This window comes from Streptomyces sp. NPDC013317, assembly GCF_055563155.1.
Map to the genome: position 1 here is coordinate 482,540 of NZ_JBVHDX010000004.1, position 16,383 is coordinate 498,922.

Annotated in this window: 21 protein-coding genes, 1 tRNA gene and 1 pseudogene; 4 read left to right on the top strand and 19 right to left on the bottom strand. The window is 70.7% G+C overall.

Features of this window, described 5'->3' with window-relative positions:
- Positions 1–141 precede the first annotated feature (141 nt).
- Positions 142–822, bottom strand: a complete 681-nt coding sequence (locus ACZ3IJ_RS14915; protein ID WP_467468179.1) for a formylglycine-generating enzyme family protein — start codon at positions 820–822, stop codon at positions 142–144.
- Positions 823–929: 107 nt separating this feature from the next.
- Between ACZ3IJ_RS14915 and ACZ3IJ_RS14920 the strand changes: the two genes are divergently transcribed.
- Positions 930–1,268: a DoxX family protein gene (locus ACZ3IJ_RS14920; protein WP_467468181.1), complete on the top strand. Its 339-nt coding sequence runs from the start codon at positions 930–932 to the stop codon at positions 1,266–1,268.
- Between the two features lie 16 nt (positions 1,269–1,284).
- Here ACZ3IJ_RS14920 and ACZ3IJ_RS14925 read toward each other — a convergent pair whose 3' ends face one another.
- From ACZ3IJ_RS14925 to ACZ3IJ_RS14935, 3 genes and pseudogenes are all read right to left on the bottom strand, one after another.
- On the bottom strand, positions 1,285–1,659 hold the full coding sequence (locus ACZ3IJ_RS14925) for a hypothetical protein (protein WP_467468182.1): 375 nt from the start codon (positions 1,657–1,659) through the stop codon (positions 1,285–1,287).
- Positions 1,656–1,760 (bottom strand): annotated as a pseudogene (locus ACZ3IJ_RS14930) (DUF397 domain-containing protein); the annotation flags it as partial. The pseudogene ACZ3IJ_RS14930 and the gene ACZ3IJ_RS14925, both read right to left, overlap by 4 nt.
- Positions 1,729–2,676: a helix-turn-helix domain-containing protein gene (locus ACZ3IJ_RS14935; protein ID WP_467468183.1), complete on the bottom strand. Its 948-nt coding sequence runs from the start codon at positions 2,674–2,676 to the stop codon at positions 1,729–1,731. The pseudogene ACZ3IJ_RS14930 and the gene ACZ3IJ_RS14935, both read right to left, overlap by 32 nt.
- A gap of 118 nt (positions 2,677–2,794) precedes the next feature.
- Between ACZ3IJ_RS14935 and ACZ3IJ_RS14940 the strand changes: the two genes are divergently transcribed.
- Positions 2,795–3,196, top strand: a complete 402-nt coding sequence (locus tag ACZ3IJ_RS14940; RefSeq protein ID WP_467468185.1) for a hypothetical protein — start codon at positions 2,795–2,797, stop codon at positions 3,194–3,196.
- Here ACZ3IJ_RS14940 and ACZ3IJ_RS14945 read toward each other — a convergent pair.
- From ACZ3IJ_RS14945 to ACZ3IJ_RS14990, 10 genes are all read right to left on the bottom strand, one after another.
- The gene (locus ACZ3IJ_RS14945; RefSeq protein WP_467468187.1) at positions 3,177–3,920 is read right to left on the bottom strand and encodes a hypothetical protein; all 744 of its coding nucleotides are present in this window, start codon (positions 3,918–3,920) and stop codon (positions 3,177–3,179) included. The two genes, ACZ3IJ_RS14940 and ACZ3IJ_RS14945, sit on opposite strands and share 20 nt — an antisense overlap.
- A 50-nt stretch (positions 3,921–3,970) precedes the next feature.
- Positions 3,971–4,873, bottom strand: coding sequence for an RNA polymerase sigma factor SigF (locus tag ACZ3IJ_RS14950; RefSeq protein WP_391799951.1), 903 nt, complete (start codon positions 4,871–4,873; stop codon positions 3,971–3,973).
- Between the two features lie 235 nt (positions 4,874–5,108).
- The gene (locus tag ACZ3IJ_RS14955; RefSeq protein WP_467468189.1) at positions 5,109–5,984 is read right to left on the bottom strand and encodes an RNA polymerase sigma factor SigF; all 876 of its coding nucleotides are present in this window, start codon (positions 5,982–5,984) and stop codon (positions 5,109–5,111) included.
- Between the two features lie 186 nt (positions 5,985–6,170).
- Complete coding sequence (locus tag ACZ3IJ_RS14960; RefSeq protein WP_467468191.1) at positions 6,171–6,464, bottom strand: Dabb family protein; 294 nt, start codon at positions 6,462–6,464, stop codon at positions 6,171–6,173.
- Positions 6,465–6,487: 23 nt separating this feature from the next.
- On the bottom strand, positions 6,488–6,652 hold the full coding sequence (locus tag ACZ3IJ_RS14965; protein ID WP_175439350.1) for a hypothetical protein: 165 nt from the start codon (positions 6,650–6,652) through the stop codon (positions 6,488–6,490).
- Between the two features lie 372 nt (positions 6,653–7,024).
- Positions 7,025–7,504 (bottom strand): FG-GAP repeat domain-containing protein, encoded by a 480-nt coding sequence (locus tag ACZ3IJ_RS14970; RefSeq protein WP_467468424.1) that lies wholly within the window; start codon positions 7,502–7,504, stop codon positions 7,025–7,027.
- A gap of 102 nt (positions 7,505–7,606) precedes the next feature.
- Positions 7,607–7,691, bottom strand: a tRNA-Ser gene (locus ACZ3IJ_RS14975).
- A gap of 67 nt (positions 7,692–7,758) precedes the next feature.
- Entirely contained in the window at positions 7,759–8,277 is a 519-nt protein-coding gene (gene tadA / locus ACZ3IJ_RS14980) for a tRNA adenosine(34) deaminase TadA (RefSeq protein ID WP_467468193.1), read from the bottom strand.
- A complete protein-coding gene (locus tag ACZ3IJ_RS14985) occupies positions 8,277–8,807 on the bottom strand; it encodes a tRNA adenosine deaminase-associated protein (protein WP_467468195.1) in 531 nt (176 codons plus the stop codon). The genes tadA and ACZ3IJ_RS14985 overlap by 1 nt, the downstream gene beginning before the upstream one ends.
- 227 nt (positions 8,808–9,034) lie before the next feature.
- Positions 9,035–9,247: a hypothetical protein gene (locus tag ACZ3IJ_RS14990; RefSeq protein WP_467468197.1), complete on the bottom strand. Its 213-nt coding sequence runs from the start codon at positions 9,245–9,247 to the stop codon at positions 9,035–9,037.
- 86 nt (positions 9,248–9,333) lie between these two features.
- On the opposite strand from ACZ3IJ_RS14990, the gene upp reads away from it, so the two are divergent.
- Entirely contained in the window at positions 9,334–9,969 is a 636-nt protein-coding gene (gene upp / locus ACZ3IJ_RS14995) for a uracil phosphoribosyltransferase (RefSeq protein ID WP_361435637.1), read from the top strand.
- A 28-nt stretch (positions 9,970–9,997) separates the two neighbouring features.
- Here the strand turns inward: upp and ACZ3IJ_RS15000 are convergent, their stop codons facing one another.
- Together ACZ3IJ_RS15000 and ACZ3IJ_RS15005 are read right to left on the bottom strand one after the other, a co-directional pair.
- Positions 9,998–10,630, bottom strand: coding sequence for a LytR C-terminal domain-containing protein (locus ACZ3IJ_RS15000; RefSeq protein ID WP_467468199.1), 633 nt, complete (start codon positions 10,628–10,630; stop codon positions 9,998–10,000).
- A 106-nt stretch (positions 10,631–10,736) separates the two neighbouring features.
- Positions 10,737–11,033, bottom strand: coding sequence for a type II toxin-antitoxin system VapB family antitoxin (locus ACZ3IJ_RS15005; RefSeq protein WP_260230859.1), 297 nt, complete (start codon positions 11,031–11,033; stop codon positions 10,737–10,739).
- Between the two features lie 98 nt (positions 11,034–11,131).
- Between ACZ3IJ_RS15005 and ACZ3IJ_RS15010 the strand changes: the two genes are divergently transcribed.
- Positions 11,132–12,664 (top strand): helicase HerA-like domain-containing protein, encoded by a 1,533-nt coding sequence (locus ACZ3IJ_RS15010; RefSeq protein ID WP_467468201.1) that lies wholly within the window; start codon positions 11,132–11,134, stop codon positions 12,662–12,664.
- 98 nt (positions 12,665–12,762) lie between these two features.
- On the opposite strand, the gene ACZ3IJ_RS15015 is transcribed toward ACZ3IJ_RS15010, so the two are convergent.
- The 3 genes from ACZ3IJ_RS15015 to ACZ3IJ_RS15025 all read right to left on the bottom strand — a co-directional run bounded on the left by ACZ3IJ_RS15015 (position 12,763) and on the right by ACZ3IJ_RS15025 (position 16,329).
- Positions 12,763–14,325 (bottom strand): M28 family metallopeptidase, encoded by a 1,563-nt coding sequence (locus tag ACZ3IJ_RS15015; RefSeq protein ID WP_467468203.1) that lies wholly within the window; start codon positions 14,323–14,325, stop codon positions 12,763–12,765.
- A 115-nt stretch (positions 14,326–14,440) separates the two neighbouring features.
- Positions 14,441–15,043 (bottom strand): HhH-GPD-type base excision DNA repair protein, encoded by a 603-nt coding sequence (locus ACZ3IJ_RS15020; protein WP_467468205.1) that lies wholly within the window; start codon positions 15,041–15,043, stop codon positions 14,441–14,443.
- Between the two features lie 140 nt (positions 15,044–15,183).
- Positions 15,184–16,329: a hypothetical protein gene (locus ACZ3IJ_RS15025; RefSeq protein WP_467468207.1), complete on the bottom strand. Its 1,146-nt coding sequence runs from the start codon at positions 16,327–16,329 to the stop codon at positions 15,184–15,186.
- Between the last annotated feature and the right edge of the window lie 54 nt (positions 16,330–16,383).

Sequence of the window (16,383 nt, forward strand, 5' to 3'; positions counted from 1 at the left end):
CGTCCTGCGTGACGGTCCACAGACTCCGGCCCCGCCCTTCGCCCACCGGTCGACGGCTCGGCCGCGCTGAGCTGCATGGACGGTGTGATCCACTCACCTGGGTGAGGACCGGGCCGGGCCTCCCGCACCGGCGTGCTCCGGTCAGCGCGCGACGGACCGGGCGAGGCGGAATCCGACGTCGTCGACGCGGAACGTGGGGTGGCTGCGGCGCCTCACCGAGGCCCGGCAGCTCCAGTGCTCGTCGAACCATCCGCCGCCGCGCAGGACGCGGTAACCGCCGTAGACCTCGGCGTCGTAGACGTCCCAGCACCACTCCCAGACGTTGCCCAGCATGTCGTGGAACCCCCACGCGTTGGGCCGCCTGCCGCCCACCTCGTGGATCCGCTCCCCGGAGTTGCCGCGGTGCCAGGCGACCTCGTCGAGGGGCCCGTACCGGGGTCCCGCCGTCCCGGCCCGGCAGGCGTGCTCCCACTCCGCCTCGGTCGGCAGCCGGTAGCCGTCGGCCGAGGTGTCCCACGTGACGTCGTCCCCGCCGTCGTCCGACGGGATCAGATAGGCGGGCGTGAACCCCTCCAGCTCGGACAGGCCGTTGCAGAACCGGGCCGCGTCCCACCAGGACACCCCTTCGACGGGCAGCTGCCCACCGCGGACGGCGCCGGGACACTCGTCGGCGACCCGCGCGTACAGGGTCTGCGTGACCGGGTACGCCGCGATCAGACAGGGGGCGACCCGGACCGTCCAACTGCGCTGTGTCCGACGGTCCGAGAGCGCCACGGGCCCCGCCGGGACCGCGATCATCGCGTGCTCCGCACTGGCATCCATGAACGCGACCCTATTTCTCCGCCCGCACCGGTCACACGGGGGCGGCGCGCTCCGTCAGTGGGGTGTACGAGCGAGCAGCGCCCGCCCCCCGAACCGAGGAGCCCGAGATGTCCACCACCCACATCGTCGTCACCGCCGTCGCCGCGTTCATGGTCGGCTTCTCGGCGTTCTCGATCTTCGTCAAGGCCCCGTGGGTGACCCAGCCGCTGACCGAGTACGGCGTCCCCCGGTCCTGGTGGACCCGGCTCGGCCTCGCGAAGGCGGCCGGCGCGGTGGGCCTCGTCGTCGGCCTGTGGATCCCGGCGATCGGCCTCGCGGCCGGCATCGGCGTGGCCCTGTACTTCACCGGGGCCCTCGTCACCGTGATCCGCGCCCGCTCGTACGCGCACGTGGTCTGGCCGGTGATGTACGCGGCCCCGGCGGTCGCCGCGCTCTTCCTCGCCTGAGCCCGGCGGCGTACCGCTACGGCTCGATCCAGCGCCGCAGCGCGTCGACGGTGGTCTCCGGCGAGGTGTTGAAACAGAGCCGGATCCCGGGCACGGCCTCGGTGAGGACGTTCACGAGCCGTTCGAAGAGCAGGGTGTGCTCGGGCATCATGCGCACCCCGCCACCGATCATCGCCAGCCCGAACGCGTCGCGCTCGAGCAGCTCCCGGACAGCCTCCTCGGCGCTGTCCGGGGAGGGGTCCACCAGACAGGTCACCACGTCGAACCCGGCCTCGCGCAGCGCGGCGTTCCCGGCGGCGATGCGCGCGGTGAGCGACGCCTCGTCGATGCCGTCGGGCAGGCTGCTGTAGTCGAGAGAGCGGGGGTGCAGCCCGATGGAGAGGACCTTCACAGGGCCCCCACGAAGGAGTCCCACGCCGTACGGCCGAACACGAGAGCGGGCCCCTCGGGAACCTTGCTGTCACGCACGGGGACGAGGCCGGGGAATCCGGGGGCGACTTCGAGGCAATCGCCGCCGTTCGCGCCGCTGTAGCTGCTCTTCACCCAGGTCGCCGCAGTCAGATCGTGCATCTGCATGGTGCCCGTACCCTTCCATCAAGTCGCTGATCAGAGCGGCAGATTCGCGGGACGACAGCGAGTCAGCCCTGAGCACATCATAGGTCCGGGCGTGCCGCCCATAGAGGGTCGGATCGTCGCTGAGATGGCCTCTGTCGAGCGACTCCGAGTACACCCACTCGTGCCCGCCGGGCAGCTGGATCAGCGACATGGAGGCGTCGGGGCGGTCGATCTCGGGTCGGCTCGACGGCGCGACCTGGATCCGGATGTTGGCCAGTTGGCCCACGGCCAGCAGATGCGCGCACTGGTCGCGCATGACGAGGGGGCCTCCCACCACGTTGCGCAGACAGCTCTCGTCCAGAACCGCGATATACATCGGGCCGTCCGCGGCGAGGAAGCGCCGCTGGCGGCTCAACCTCGCTCGCACGCGCTCGGCCACCTCCTCGGCGGAGGTGAGCCGCCGGGCGAACAGGGCGGTCGCGTACTCCGGAGTCTGCAGCAGGCCCGGCATCACCTGGGTCTGGTACGCCCTGACGGCCAGGGCTTCCGCGTCCATCCGGGCCCGCCGTTCGAACCAGTCCGGGTGTTCCACGGTCGGATACCAGTCGATCCGGCGCCACAGCCTCAGTAACACCCCACCCGTCTCCAGCAGTTCGTCGCACGCCTTCGCGAGCGTGTCCTGCGGGACCCGCGTCCCCGCCTCCACCCGCGCCACGTGCGAGCGGTCGCAGGGGATCTGGCGGGCCAGGGCGTCCTGGGTGAGGCTCGACGCCTCCCGGTAGTGCCGTAGGACCTCGCCGAAGACTCCGGCCGTCGTCGCGGCCCTACCCCCGGTGGCGTTACGTCGGCTCACTCCGTCCCCCCTTGTGACAGTGGGCCCTTGGCACGCGTCGAGCGTTGTGGCCGCCCTCTCCATTGAGCAACGCTGTAGCCACTGAGAGTAGTCGCCCGATCGGGTGAGGAGCTGTGGAATGGCAGGGCAGATGGAGTGCGGAGGGTTCGTCTACGACCCCGCCGCCCGCAAGATCGGCGAGTACCGGGGCGAGGCGGGGCCGTACGCGATGCTGCGGCCCGTCGGGGGCGGGCGGGAGTGGCAGGCCGATCCGGAGCGGCTGCGGCCCGCCACGGCCGCCGAGCGGATGAGCGCGGGTGTGCGGGCCGCGAACGAGCGTGCGGAGGCGGAGTACGGGCTGAGCCGGCCGCCCGTGCCCGTGCCGGGCTGTGCGGAGTGCGCCGAGCTCGCCGCGCGGCGGACGGCGGCACGTGCGCGGTTCGACTGGAGCGCCGAGACCGATGCCGACGTGCTGCTGCGCCGGCACCGTGCCGGGGATCACGTCCCTGACGATCCCCCCGTCACTTCCATGTCGCCGTGACCTTCCGGGTGTCGACGTGCATGCCGAGCGGGACCCGCCACGACTCCACGCAGACCGTGTACGTCTGCGTCCTGGTCGCCCCCGCGGCGATCGGCGCGGGGAGCGGCTGGGTGGATTCGATCGTCGCCCAGTCGACGCCCAGGGCGCCGATGATGTGGGTGGCGAAGGTGACCGTGCCCGAAGTGGCCGCCCTGCCGCCCGTGTTGCGGAAGGTGACCGTCACGCGCTCGCACCAGCGCCTGTCGGCGTCCGCGAGGACCGGGGCGGAGAGGGTGAGCGCGGCGGGGCCGGCAGGGGGCGCCGGTGGTGGCGGGGAGGTCGTCGTGCTCGGGGGCGGGGCGGTCGCGGTGCGCGGCGGGGTCGTGCCCGGCCGGGCGGGTGTCGTCCCGGGGCGCGAGGTTCCGGGAGCCGCTCCCGTACCCGGGCCCGGATCTCCGTCCGTGCCCGTGTCCCCGTCCGTACCGCCGGTGGACGGCGCCGGTGTCGGGCCTGGGGTCGTGCCCGGCGGGCGGGGTGAGGGGGATGACGTGCTCGACGTCGTACCGCTCGCCGAAGGGGAGTCCAGGGGGATCAGCGTGACCGCCCCCGATGGCCGCACCGCGTCCTTCGGGGTGGAGCCCGCGCCGACCGCCGCGTAGCCCTCGCCCTCGCCTCCGCCGCACGCGGTCAGCGCTCCGCCGAGGCAGAGCGCGACCACCGTCAGAAGTGACTTCTGTCGCCGCATGGCGTCAGTGTTGCTGACGCCGTGTCAGTTGTGAACCGGAACGGCGAACTTCAGTCGGCGATCAGGCCCTGGCGAAGCTGCGCCAGCGTCCTCGTCAGGAGCCGCGAGACGTGCATCTGTGAGATGCCGACCTCCTCGCCGATCTGCGACTGCGTCATGTTGGCGAAGAAGCGCAGCATGATGATCTGCCGTTCCCGGGGCGGGAGTTTGGCGAGCAGCGGCTTCAGCGACTCGCGGTACTCGACGCCTTCGAGCGCCGTGTCCTCGTACCCGAGCCGGTCCGCGAGCGAGCCCTCGCCGCCGTCGTCCTCCGGGGAGGGGGAGTCGAGCGAGGAGGCGGTGTACGCGTTGCCGACCGCGAGGCCGTCGACGACGTCCTCCTCCGACACGCCCAGTACGGCCGCGAGTTCGGGGACGGTGGGCGAGCGGTCGAGCTTCTGGGCGAGCTCGTCGCTGGCCTTCGTCAGGGCGAGCCGCAGCTCCTGGAGCCGGCGGGGGACGCGCACCGACCACGAGGTGTCGCGGAAGAAGCGCTTGATCTCGCCGACGACCGTCGGCATCGCGAACGTCGGGAACTCCACGCCCCGTTCGCAGTCGAACCGGTCGATGGCCTTGATCAGACCGATCGTCCCGACCTGGACGATGTCCTCCATCGGCTCGTTGCGGGAGCGGAACCGGGCCGCCGCGTACCGCACGAGCGGCAGGTTGAGCTCGATGAGGGTGTCGCGCACGTACGTCCGCTCCGGGCTGTCCGCGGCGGCGCCGGCGTCGTCCAGGGCGCGCAGTCGCAGGAAGAGGGAGCGGGAGAGCGTGCGGGTGTCGATGGCTTCCGGCGTGACGACGATCGGCGCGGCGGGCTCGGCACTCTCGGCCGTCGGCTGGACCGGCATCGGTACAGGCGTCTGCGCGGGCGTGAGCGTGAGCACCTTCGAGCTGCCCTGTTCTGCGGACATGCCACCCCCTTGAGGTCGCGGACGGTCGCGGCGGCCACGACCATCGGAGGAACGCAGCCTCCACCTGAATACCGGAGGCGGGGCTGCGCCAAACGCGGTTCCAGCAGAATGTCACATGTCGGCAACACGCTGTAGTGACTTGTCGACAAGGCGGGGGTGAATATCCGCAGGAAACAAGGGGTGTACGGCATTTGGGCCGTCGTGGAACTGCTCCGAACCGGTATACCCGTTTCGGTTACGCCTCGATCCTGTTTGCGGATCTCAATCGGGCGAAGCTCCGGGCGAGGAGCCTTGACACGTGCATCTGCGAGACGCCGAGTTCCTGGCTGATCTGGGACTGCGTCAGATTGCTGTAGTAGCGGAGCATCAGGATCCGTTGCTCGCGCTCGGGCAGCTGGACGAGCAGATGCCGTACGAGATCCCGGTGTTCGACCCCGGCGAGCGCGGGGTCCTCGTAACCGAGCCGGTCGAGCAGTCCGGGCAGTCCGTCGCCCTCCTGGGCCGCCTCCAGGGAGGTGGCGTGGTACGAGCGCCCGGCCTCGATGCAGGCAAGTACCTCGTCCTCGCCGATCTTCAGGCGCTCTGCGATCTCGGCGGTGGTCGGGGAGCGGCCGTGGGCCGTGGTGAGGTCCTCGGTGGCGCCGTTGACCTGCACCCAGAGCTCGTGGAGGCGGCGCGGCACGTGCACGGTGCGGACGTTGTCGCGGAAGTACCGCTTGATCTCGCCGACGACGGTGGGCATGGCGAACGTCGGGAACTGCACGCCGCGGTCCGGGTCGAAACGGTCGATGGCGTTGATCAGGCCGATGGTTCCGACCTGGACGACGTCCTCCATCGGCTCGTTGCGGGAGCGGAACCGGGCCGCCGCGTACCGCACGAGCGGGAGGTTGGCCTCGATCAGCGCCCCGCGGACGCGGTCGTGTTCCGGGCTGCCCGGCTCAAGCCCCTTGAGCTGCCCGAAGAGCACCTGGGTGAGCGCGCGGGTGTCGGCTCCCCGGGTGCTCGGGGGGCGGCCGCCCTGCGGCCGGTTGCTCTGGGGGCGGGGGCGCGGGGTGTCCGGGTCGCCGGCCTCGTTCTGGGGCGGGACCTGAGGCGCTGTACTGGCCGGCACGTTCACGCCACCCCTTTTGCTGGTCAACTACGGTCAACTCATCCGTCAAAAGCGGTCATAGCATCACAAGACATGTCCACTGTGTGCAAGCACCGCATAACCACGTGTTGACGGCGTCGGGGCGGACGCGGACAGCAGGAAGGCCCCCCGCCGCGACGGCGGGGGGCCTTCCGGAACCGAACGTCTCTAGAACGCGTAGTCCGCGATCACCCACGTGGCGATCTCGCGCCAGAGCGCGACTCCGGCCTGGTGGGCGGGGTGGTCCAGGTAGCGCTGGAGCGCATCCGTGTCCTCGACCGCCGAGTTGATCGCGAAGTCGTACGCGATCGGCCGCTCGGAGGTGTTCCAGCCGCACTCCCAGAAGCCCAGCTCCGGGATCTCCTTCTCCAGTCCGTCGAACGCCTCTGCGGCGGCGACGGCACGCGGGTCGTCCTTCGTGATGCCCTCGTTGAGCTTGAACAGGACCAGATGGCGGATCACAGCAGGACTCCTCGTCGGTGGTTCTAGTTGACGAGTTCGGTCATGAACTCGCCGACGCCCTGTGCGGCGGACGATATGCCCTCGAACCCTACCTGGACGAGATCGGCCGCCCTGTCCGGGGAATTGATGATCGTGTACAGCACAAAGACCACGAGCGCGTAGAGCGCGACCTTCTTCGCTTGCGCCATCTGCCGCGCCCTCCCCTGTCTGCTGCCCCTGCGTGGACGCGTGAGTCTAACGGAGCCGTCTCAGCCACTTCACCGGGCCTTTATGGACCAAGGGCCCGGTGATCGGGGTCCTTTGCCGCCCCCCGGAAGGGTGACGGCAGAGCAGTATGGATGTCGAGCCCGGCGGATCTGGCAGGAGTCCGCAGGGGTCGAGGAACCGGCCCTCACTGCGGGGTCCGCGCCGCGAGCTTCCCCCCTGACAGCGGCGCTGACTTGCAGGACCGGTTCGCATCGGGGGGAGCGGCTTGTCCCCCCGATGCCGCTCCCCCCGTCCGACGATGAGGCCCCGGCCGCGCACACAGGCGCGACCGGGGCCTTTCGTGCGGAGAGCCGTCAGCTCATGTGGTGGTACGTGCTCCCCCGGTGGACGTCCGAAGCCGCGCGGGCCTTGAAGGGCCTGTGCCGGTCGCCGGTGCCCGAGTACAGGTAGACGGTCCTCGAGCCCGGGTGCGTGGCGAAGAGGTCGGCCCTGCCGTCGTGGTCGACGTCGCCCGCACCGATGACCTGGGAGTATCCCTGCCAGCCTCCGCCGATCACCGTGCGCTGCGTGAAGGTGCCGTCGCCCTTGCCGAGATAGAGCCGGAGGACGCCCTCCTTGTCGCGGGCGACGAGGTCCCCGGCGGGGCCGTCGGCGAGCTCTCCGACGGCGGCCAGCCGATGTCCAGCGCACGGGTCCCGTAGATCTCGCTCACCGTGACGACCATGTCCCCGGACGGGTCGGCCCTGCCCTCGACCGTGCCGTAGAGCGTGTAGCGCGTCGCGCCGCCGCCCCCCCTTCGGAGTCCAGCGGCCCCGAGGGTGACGGCGAGACAGACGGGGGTCGAAGCGCCAAGAAGGCGGTTGTACGGCAACGCGTCATGGCCGGAAACGAGATGAAGGGCCGGTCCCTTTCGGGACCGACCCTTCATCTACCAGCGGTAGCGGAGGGATTTGAACCCTCGGTGACTTGCGCCACACTCGCTTTCGAGGCGAGCTCCTTCGGCCGCTCGGACACGCTACCGAGAGAGAGCTTAGCCCAAAGAGGCTCTGCGATGAAATCCGTATCGCCTCGCAGGTCGGAGGCGGGTTCAGCGGGTCCTGAAGAAGGCCGTGAGCTGCGCTGAGCACTCCTCGCCGAGGACGCCCCGGATCACCTCGGGACGGTGGTTCAGCCGCCTGTCGCGTACGAGATCCCAGAGTGAACCGGACGCGCCCGCCTTCTCGTCGGGCGCGCCGAACACCAGCCGGTCGACCCTGGACTGCACGAGCGCGCCGGCGCACATGACACAGGGCTCCAGGGTCACGACGAGCGTGCAGCCGGTCAGCCGCCACTCCCCGGTCCGCGCCGCGGCCCGGCGCAGGGCCAGGACCTCGGCGTGGGCGGTCGGGTCGCCGGTCGCCTCGCGCTCGTTGTGCCCGAGGGCGAGGACCGTGCCCTCGGCGGACAGCACGACCGCGCCGACCGGCACGTCACCGGCCGACGCGGCCTTCTCGGCCTCGGCGAGGGCGAGCCGCATGGACTCCCGCCAGGGATCCCGTACGGGATCGGGTACTGCCTCGGGGTCGGGAACGGGCACAGGATCGGGATCGGGTACTGCTTCGGTCACTAGCGCACGGTCTCCAGAACCTCCGCGGCGCCCAGCGCGTCCGCGATCTCGGCGAGCGCGTCGCTGTCGAGCTCCTGCAGCTGGCTCTCGGACATGCCGAGGTCCGCGAGGAGCAGCCGGTCGCCGACCGGTGCGGCGGGCACCGCGTCGACGGACGCACCCGCCTCGTCCTCGTCGTCGTCGCGGTCCAGGGGCTCGCCGTCCTCCGTACCGTCGAGGTCCAGGTCGTCCAGCGTGTCGTCGTCGTCCAGGTCGTCCCCGAGGATCTCCTTGGTGAGGATCTCCCCGTACGAGGAGCGGGCGGCGGCCGCCCCGTCCGACACGTAGATGCGAGGGTCGTCCTCGCCCTCGATGCGCAGGACGCCGAACCAGGCGTCCTCCTGTTCGATGAAGACGATCACCGTGTCGTCGTCGATCGAGGCCTCGCGGGCCAGATCGATCAGATCCGACAGGGTCTCCACGTCGTCGAGCTCTGTGTCGCTCGCTTCCCACCCGTCTTCGGTGCGCGCGAGCAGTGCGGCGAAGTACACCGTGACTCTCCCACTGATCAGAGGTGAACGATCCGGCGGCGCGCTTCCGATGCCCCGCCCAATCGGCATCGTGGCAGAAACAGCGGCTTCAGGAGAGGTCTTCGGCTCTTGCGTCGTGCATCAGTCTGATCCTGACGCCCATCGGGCGGGTGCGCAGACCCGGCGCACGGACCGGCGCACGGACCGGCGCACGGGAGGCGCACGGCGCGGGCCCGGCGCCGTGGCCCTCACCAGCGAAAGGTCCTCATCCGCATCTGCTGGCGCATCCGCGCCGCCCGCGCGCGCCGGGGCTGCACACGGTCACGGAGTGCCTTGGCCTCATGCAGCTCGCGCAGGAACTGGGCGCGGCGCCTGCGGCGCTCCGCGTCCGTCTCCGGCGGCTTCCCGCCGTCCTCGTTCCTGGCGTCCCCCGACTGCGCCGGGTCTGCCGGGTCGGGCATGGGCCACACCACCCCACGACTGGGTCCTGTGCCCCCACCTTCCCTCCAGGGCATGGGTTGATGCCAGTGCGGGCTACTGTGTGACCATGCGTCTCCACGTCGTCGATCACCCGCTGGTCGCCCACAAGCTCACCACGCTGCGCGACAAGCGCACGGACTCCCCGACCTTCCGCCGGCTCGCCGACGAGCTGGTCACCCTGCTCGCCTACGAGGCCACCAGGGACGTGCGGACCGAGCAGGTCGACATCGAGACCCCCGTCACGCCGACGACCGGTGTGAAGCTGTCGTACCCGCGGCCGCTGGTGGTCCCGATCCTCCGCGCCGGCCTCGGCATGCTCGACGGCATGGTCCGGCTCCTCCCGACCGCCGAGGTGGGCTTCCTCGGCATGATCCGCAACGAGGAGACGCTGGAGGCGTCGACCTACGCGACGCGGATGCCGGAGGACCTCTCGGGCCGCCAGGTGTACGTCCTGGACCCGATGCTGGCGACCGGCGGCACGCTCGTCGCCGCGATCAGGGAGCTGATCAAGCGCGGCGCGGACGATGTCACCGCGGTCGTGCTGCTCGCCGCCCCCGAGGGCGTCGAGATCATGGAGCGCGAGCTGGCGGGCACGCCGGTGACCGTCGTGACGGCCTCGGTCGACGAGCGCCTCAACGAGCACGGGTACATCGTCCCGGGCCTCGGCGACGCGGGCGACCGCATGTACGGTACGGCCGACTAGCCGGCCGTACCGGGCGGAAGATACCGGTTCAGCACTTCCCGGCGGGCGGGGCCTTGGGCTTGTTCAGAGCGACCAGGGCCGCGTCCGCCGTCGCTTTGGGGTCCAGGTTCTTGAAGGCCGTCCCGATGATGAGGTCCACGTCCGCGGTCGCGCGGGTGTCCGTCTTCGTCGTGACGCCCTTCAGCTGGGTGCCGAGGACGGGGAACGCGCCCTTGGCCGCCCCGGGAGCACCGAGCAGGACCCCGGCGCCGACGACCTTCTTGTCGTACGCGGCGGGGGCGTTGCCGATCTTGCCGATGAGGAAGCCGCGCTTCTTGAGCTCGTCGGCGGTCGACTTCGCCAGCCCGCTGCGCGGGGTCGCGTTGTAGACGTTCACCGTGATCTGGGCGGGTTTGGGCAGCGCGGCGACGGCCGCGGTCGTCGGCTTGGGTGCGGGCTTGCAGTCGGTGCGGTGACCGGCCGTCGTCTTCGTGTCCTCGTCACCGCCGGAGAACACGTCGACGAGCTGCACGGTCCCCCACCCGGCCGCGCCGAGCACGACCACGGCGGCCGCGGCCGCGAGGACGATCCTGCGACGGTTCCGGGGGCGGCGCATACGGGGGTACTTGTCACCCGTGATGCGGTATTTTCCGCCCATTCCGGGGGGAGTGAGCATGCTCATGGACGCAGCGTAATGCCGTCCGTCGAGGTTGGATACTTGACGATCATGTGATCGCGTCCGGATGGACGGGCAGAGCCCCCGAAAGGGTCAGAACGGCGCGTCGCCGCTAGTCCATCTCCAGCACGCGGGCGTGCAGCACCTGGCGCTGCTGGAGCGCGGCGCGCACCGCGCGGTGCAGCCCGTCCTCGAGGTAGAGGTCGCCCCGCCACTTCACGACGTGCGCGAAGAGGTCGCCGTAGAACGTGGAGTCCTCCGCGAGCAGCGTCTCCAGGTCCAGCTGGCCCTTCGTGGTGACCAACTGGTCGAGGCGGACCGGGCGCGGGGCGACGTCCGCCCACTGCCGGGTGCTTTCCCGGCCGTGGTCGGGGTACGGCCGGCCTTGTCCGATGCGCTTGAAGATCACACGGAAAGCCTACCGGGCAAGCGGCTCCCGGCGCAGCCACGCGGGGCCGGTGCGATGCTGGGGCAAACCGCCACGATTCCGGAACTAGAGGTCCTGTCATGAGCGTGAGCGAGCAGTCTCCGGCCGGCGAGATCGCGGCGGGGTACGCCTTCTCCGGGCCGGCGCTGGAGCTCGGCGCGCTGCTGTGGGACGGGGAATGTCACCCGGACGCGGGTATCCGCCTCCCGCTGCCGATGCTCAACCGGCACGGCCTGGTCGCCGGTGCGACGGGCACCGGAAAGACGAAGACCCTGCAGCTCGTCGCCGAGCAGCTGTCCGCGAACGGCGTGCCGGTCTTCCTCGCCGACATCAAGGGGGACGTGTCGGGCATCTCGGCGCCGGGCGTGGAGTCCGAGAGGACCAGGGAGCGGGCGGGGCAGGTCGGGCAGGAGTGGAAGGCGACGGGCTTCCCCTGCGAGTTCTACGGGCTCGGCGGCATCGGCGCGGGCATTCCCGTACGGGCCACGGTGACGAGCTTCGGGCCCGTGCTGCTGTCGAAGGTGCTCCAGCTCAACCAGACGCAGGAGCAGTCGCTCGGGCTGATCTTCCACTACGCGGACCAGAAGGGTCTGGAGCTGGTGGACCTCAAGGATCTGCGGGCGGTGGTGGCCTTCCTCGTGTCGGACGTGGGGAAGCCCGAGCTGAAGGGGATCGGCGGACTCTCGACCGCGACGGCCGGGGTGATCCTGCGCTCCATCACGGCGTTCGAGCAGCAGGGGGCGGCCGGGTTCTTCGGGGAGCCGGAGTTCGACACGGGCGAGTTCCTGCGGACGGCGGCGGACGGGCGCGGCACGGTGTCCGTACTGGAGCTGCCGGCGGTGCAGGACAAGCCGCAGCTGTTCTCCACGTTCCTGATGTGGATGCTGGCGGACCTGTACGAGGATCTGCCGGAGGTCGGGGATCTGGAGAAGCCGAAGCTGGTGTTCTTCTTCGACGAGGCGCACCTGCTCTTCAAAGGCGCGTCGAAGGCGTTCCTGGAGTCCATCACGATGACCGTGCGGCTGATCCGCTCGAAGGGCGTGGGCGTCTTCTTCGTGACGCAGACCCCGAAGGACGTGCCGGGTGACGTGCTCGCGCAGCTGGGGAACCGGGTGCAGCACGCGCTGCGGGCGTTCACCCCGGACGACGCCAAGGCGCTGAAGGCGACGGTGCGGACGTTCCCGAACTCGGCGTACGACCTGGAGGAGGTCCTGACGGGGCTCGGCACGGGCGAGGCGGTGGTCACCGTACTGGGCGAGACGGGTGCGCCGACCCCGGTGGCGGCGACACGGCTGCGGGCGCCGGAGTCCCTGATGGGCCCGATCGCGGCGGACGCGCTGGAGGCTGCGGTCAAGGGGTCGCCGCTGTGGGGGCGGTACGCGGAGGCGGTGGACCGGGAGTCGGCGTACGAGCGCCTCTCGGCGCGGCAGGAGCGGCAGGAGCAGCAGGCGCAGAGACCGAAGCCGCCGGCGCGGGCGCCGAAGGAGGACGAGTCGCTGGTCGAGCAGGTCGTGGACAGCGGGATGTTCAAGTCGCTGGCGCGGTCGATCGGGACGCAGTTGGGGCGGGAGATCTCCCGGTCGCTCTTCGGCACGGCACGGCGGAGGAGATAGGGGAGAGGCGGAGAAGCGGAGGGGCGGGGTGGGATGTCTCCCGCCCCGCCCCTCGTGCCTTGGTGCCCGGACTCGGTGCTACCCGGGGCCTCTGCGTGCTACTCCGTGACCTCGTGGTCGTGGCCGTCGTGGAGGCCGCCGCCGCTGCCCGCGTCGCCCTCCGTCGGGACGCTGACGACCGGGCGCTTCAGAGAGCTGATGTCGTGGGCGTAGGTGCCCACGGCGTTGGCGATGATGTCGATGTTGGCGTCGAAGGCCTTCATGTTGACGTTCGACAGGTTGTCGCCGGCCGCGTGGTAGTTCACGTCGTACGCGACACCCGCCGTTCCGCCGAACTTGGCCGCCTGCGCCGCCGTCTTGATGCCCTCGGCGCCGGTGAAGGTGCCGCCGGAGGGGATGCCGATCTCGATGAACGGGCCGTAGTCCGAGCGGCCCGTGAAGTCGGTGCCCTCGTGCGGCAGGCCGCGCCGGTCCATGAAGTCGGTGATGTCCCGCTCCAGTTGGGCGGAGCCCTCGGGGCCGGCGCCCGCGCCGACGTTGTCGGAGTTGTCGCCGTCGTAGACGAACAGGCCGTAGTTCGGCGAGGCGATCATGTCGAAGTTGAGGTAGAGCTTGACTTCCTTCTTGTCCAGCTCGCTCATGTTCGCGACGTAGTGCTCGGAGCCGAGCAGCCCGTTCTCCTCCGCGGACCACCAGGCGAAGCGGACCTTGTTGCGGACCTTGTCCTTCGACTCGGCGAGCTCCAGGGCGGCCTGGAGCAGACCGGCGGAGCCCGAGCCGTTGTCGTTGATGCCGGGGCCGGCGGTCACGGAGTCCAGGTGCGCGCCGAGCATCACGGTGTTGGCGGCGTTGCCGCGCTTCGTCTCCGCGATGACGTTGTTGGTGGAACGCTTCTCCTGGAGCTGACGGATCTCGAAGGAGATGTTCACCGCGCCCTTGGCCAGGTCCGCGGCGAGCTTCTCGCCCTCGGCCTGGGTGACGCCCCCCGTCGGGATCTTGCCGGCGGCCGGGTCGCCGAGGGTGCCGGAGAGGGCGCCTTCGGTGTTGTTGTAGATGATCGCGCCGACGGCGCCCGCCGCCGCGGCGTTCTCCTGCTTGACGGCGAAGGTGCAGCCGCCGCGCTTGACCAGCGCGATCTTGCCGGTGAACGTGCCCGACGCGAAGTCGGCCGGCTCACAGCCGGTCGTGCCGTCCGCGTCGACCGGGACGGCGGCGAGGTCGGCCTTGATGCCGCCGACGGGGGTCGACTTCGTGTACGTCATCGCCGAGATCGCGATGTCGCGCGGCGCGGGCGAGACGACGGACGCCTTCTCGGCCAGCGTCTGGGTGTAGATGAAGTCGAACTTCTGGTACGAGACGTTGTAGCCGGCCTTCTTCAGCTGCTGGTAGACGTACGCAGCCGAGGCGTCGTGTCCGAGCGAGCCGGCCGCGCGGTGGCCGCCGGCCGAGTCGGCTATCGCCTGGAACTTCTGCAGGTGCCTGTAGGCGTCCTTGCCGGACGTCTCGCGGACCAGCTTCTTCGCCAGCTGCGCCGCGTCCCGCGCGGGCTTGGCCCCGGGGTCCGCGACGGCGGTGGCGGGGGAGGCGCTGGCCAGCAGGAGCGGGGTCGCGAGTGCGGCTGCGGCCAGGGTGGCCGCGGCTCTGCGAGAGGATGCGTTCACAGAGGTCCTTCCCGATTCGGACGAGGTAGAGGGGAAGCTAGCGATCTCTGACGGCTCCTGTGAACAGCTCCGGCACAATTCATGTCGGATTTAGCAGGATTGACATCCGGAGCGTTCAATTCCCGGATGATTTCTGTGCCTTCGCCGCCTTTGCGGAGGCCTTCGCCTCCTGCTTGAAGGCACGAACTTTCGCCAGCGACTCCGGACCGGTGATGTCCGCCGCGGAACGGTACGAGCCCTGCTCGCCGTACGCCCCCGCCGCCTCCCGCCACCCGGTGGGCCGGACGCCGTACCGCTTGCCGAGCAGGGCCAGGAAGATCTGCGCCTTCTGCACCCCGAAACCGGGCAGCGCCTTCAGCCGCGCGAGCAGCTCCGCCCCGCTCTCCGCGTCCGCCCAGACGGCCTCGGCGTCACCGCCGTACTCGTCGACGAGGAACTGGCAGAGCTGCTGGATCCGCTTGGCCATCGACCCCGGATAGCGGTGCACGGCGGGCTTCGCGGAGAGCAACGCGCCGAACGCCTCGGGGTCGTACGCGGCGATCTGCCCCGCGTCGAGATCGTCCGTGCCGAGCCGCTGCGCGATCGTGTACGGCCCGGAGAACGCCCACTCCATGGGCACCTGCTGGTCGAGCAGCATGCCGACGAGCGCGGCGAGCGGGGAGCGGCCGAGCAGCTCGTCGGCCTCGGGCTGCTGGGCGAGGTGGATCTCGGTGGTCATGCTCCGATGATCGCGCCCGAGGGCCCACCCCGCACGGCCTGACACCCGATCCGGTCACGCGCCCGGGCCGGGGTACGCACGCTCCGGCACCCCGCGTCACAGGCGTTCGGCACTCGTGTCCCACGCCGTCGGCACCCGTGTCAGGGGTTCCGGTCGGCCTTCCGCGAGAGCGTCCACACGTAGTACCAGGCGTTCTCGCGGAGCGTGCGCGGGCTGTTGTCGGCCCCCGCCTGGAACGCTCCCCACAGCCCGCCGGCAGCCCCGCCCACGACGGCCGTCAGCGCCGACTGGAGGGCGGGACCGTAGACGGCGACCAGGCTGGCGGTGACTGTGCCGACGACCGCGCCGGTCACGGCGACGGCCCGCTTGCGGCGGACCTGGTTCATCTGGGCCTGCATGCCCCGGACCCCGTCCTGCATCCGGAGGCCGATCTTCATCAGGGCCTTCTGCCGCCCGTCCGCGTCGAGTGCGCTGTCGACGTCGGCCAGCTCCATCCGCAGCCATCCGCGATGGGCCCGGTAGGCGTCGAACTCCCCAACGGTGATCTTGCTGAACTCCTCCAGGGAGACGCCGTCGATGAAGGGCAGTTCCAGTTCCTCGACCACCGGGATCACGAGCTGGCTGACGACGGCGGGTGTGTGGCTCTGGGCGACGACCCGGCGGCCGGTGGCCGCGAAGTCGAGCAGGCCCGGCACGTCGGAGTCCGTGACCGGCCCGGAGTGATGCTCGTAGGTGGGGTCGACCGGCTCCCCCGCGTAGCCGTAGCGCGTGGTGTGGCGGGACACCGCGTACGTGGGGAGGTACCAGGCGCAGCCCGCGCGCAGCAACGGCTCGGTCTGCAGGAGCCAGCGCCCCAGCCGGTCCGGGTCCGGGCAGTTCATGTACAGGTCTTCCGTCGTGCTCGTCCCGGTGGGCAGGACGCCGGTGCGCTCCTCCTCCTCCGTCTGGGGGATGGACAAGTCGCGGTGCGAGAGCTGCCTGAGGTGGTGGCGGGTGCCCGCCCCGTTGTGGGAGAGCAGCAGGGTGTCCGAGACCAGCACGGCCCGCTTGGTCAGGTCGGCGAAGTCGTCGGACCCGACGCCGATGCCGACGTGGAAGCGCGAGGCGGCGAAGCGCTTCTCGTCCACGAGCCTGCGCCGCCGTCGGTGGAAGAGATGCGCGCCGTACGCCTGGGCGACCAGCCGGGGGTCCTTGCGGGTCTCGGCCGACAGCCCTCTGAAGAAGCCTCGCATCTGCCCGGCGACGACGGTGTTCTCGACTGCTCCTGCCCTGCTGAGCCACCTCATGGGTCGTCACCCTAGGCTGCGCCGACGGGGCCGCGGGCGGACTCCGTCACGGTT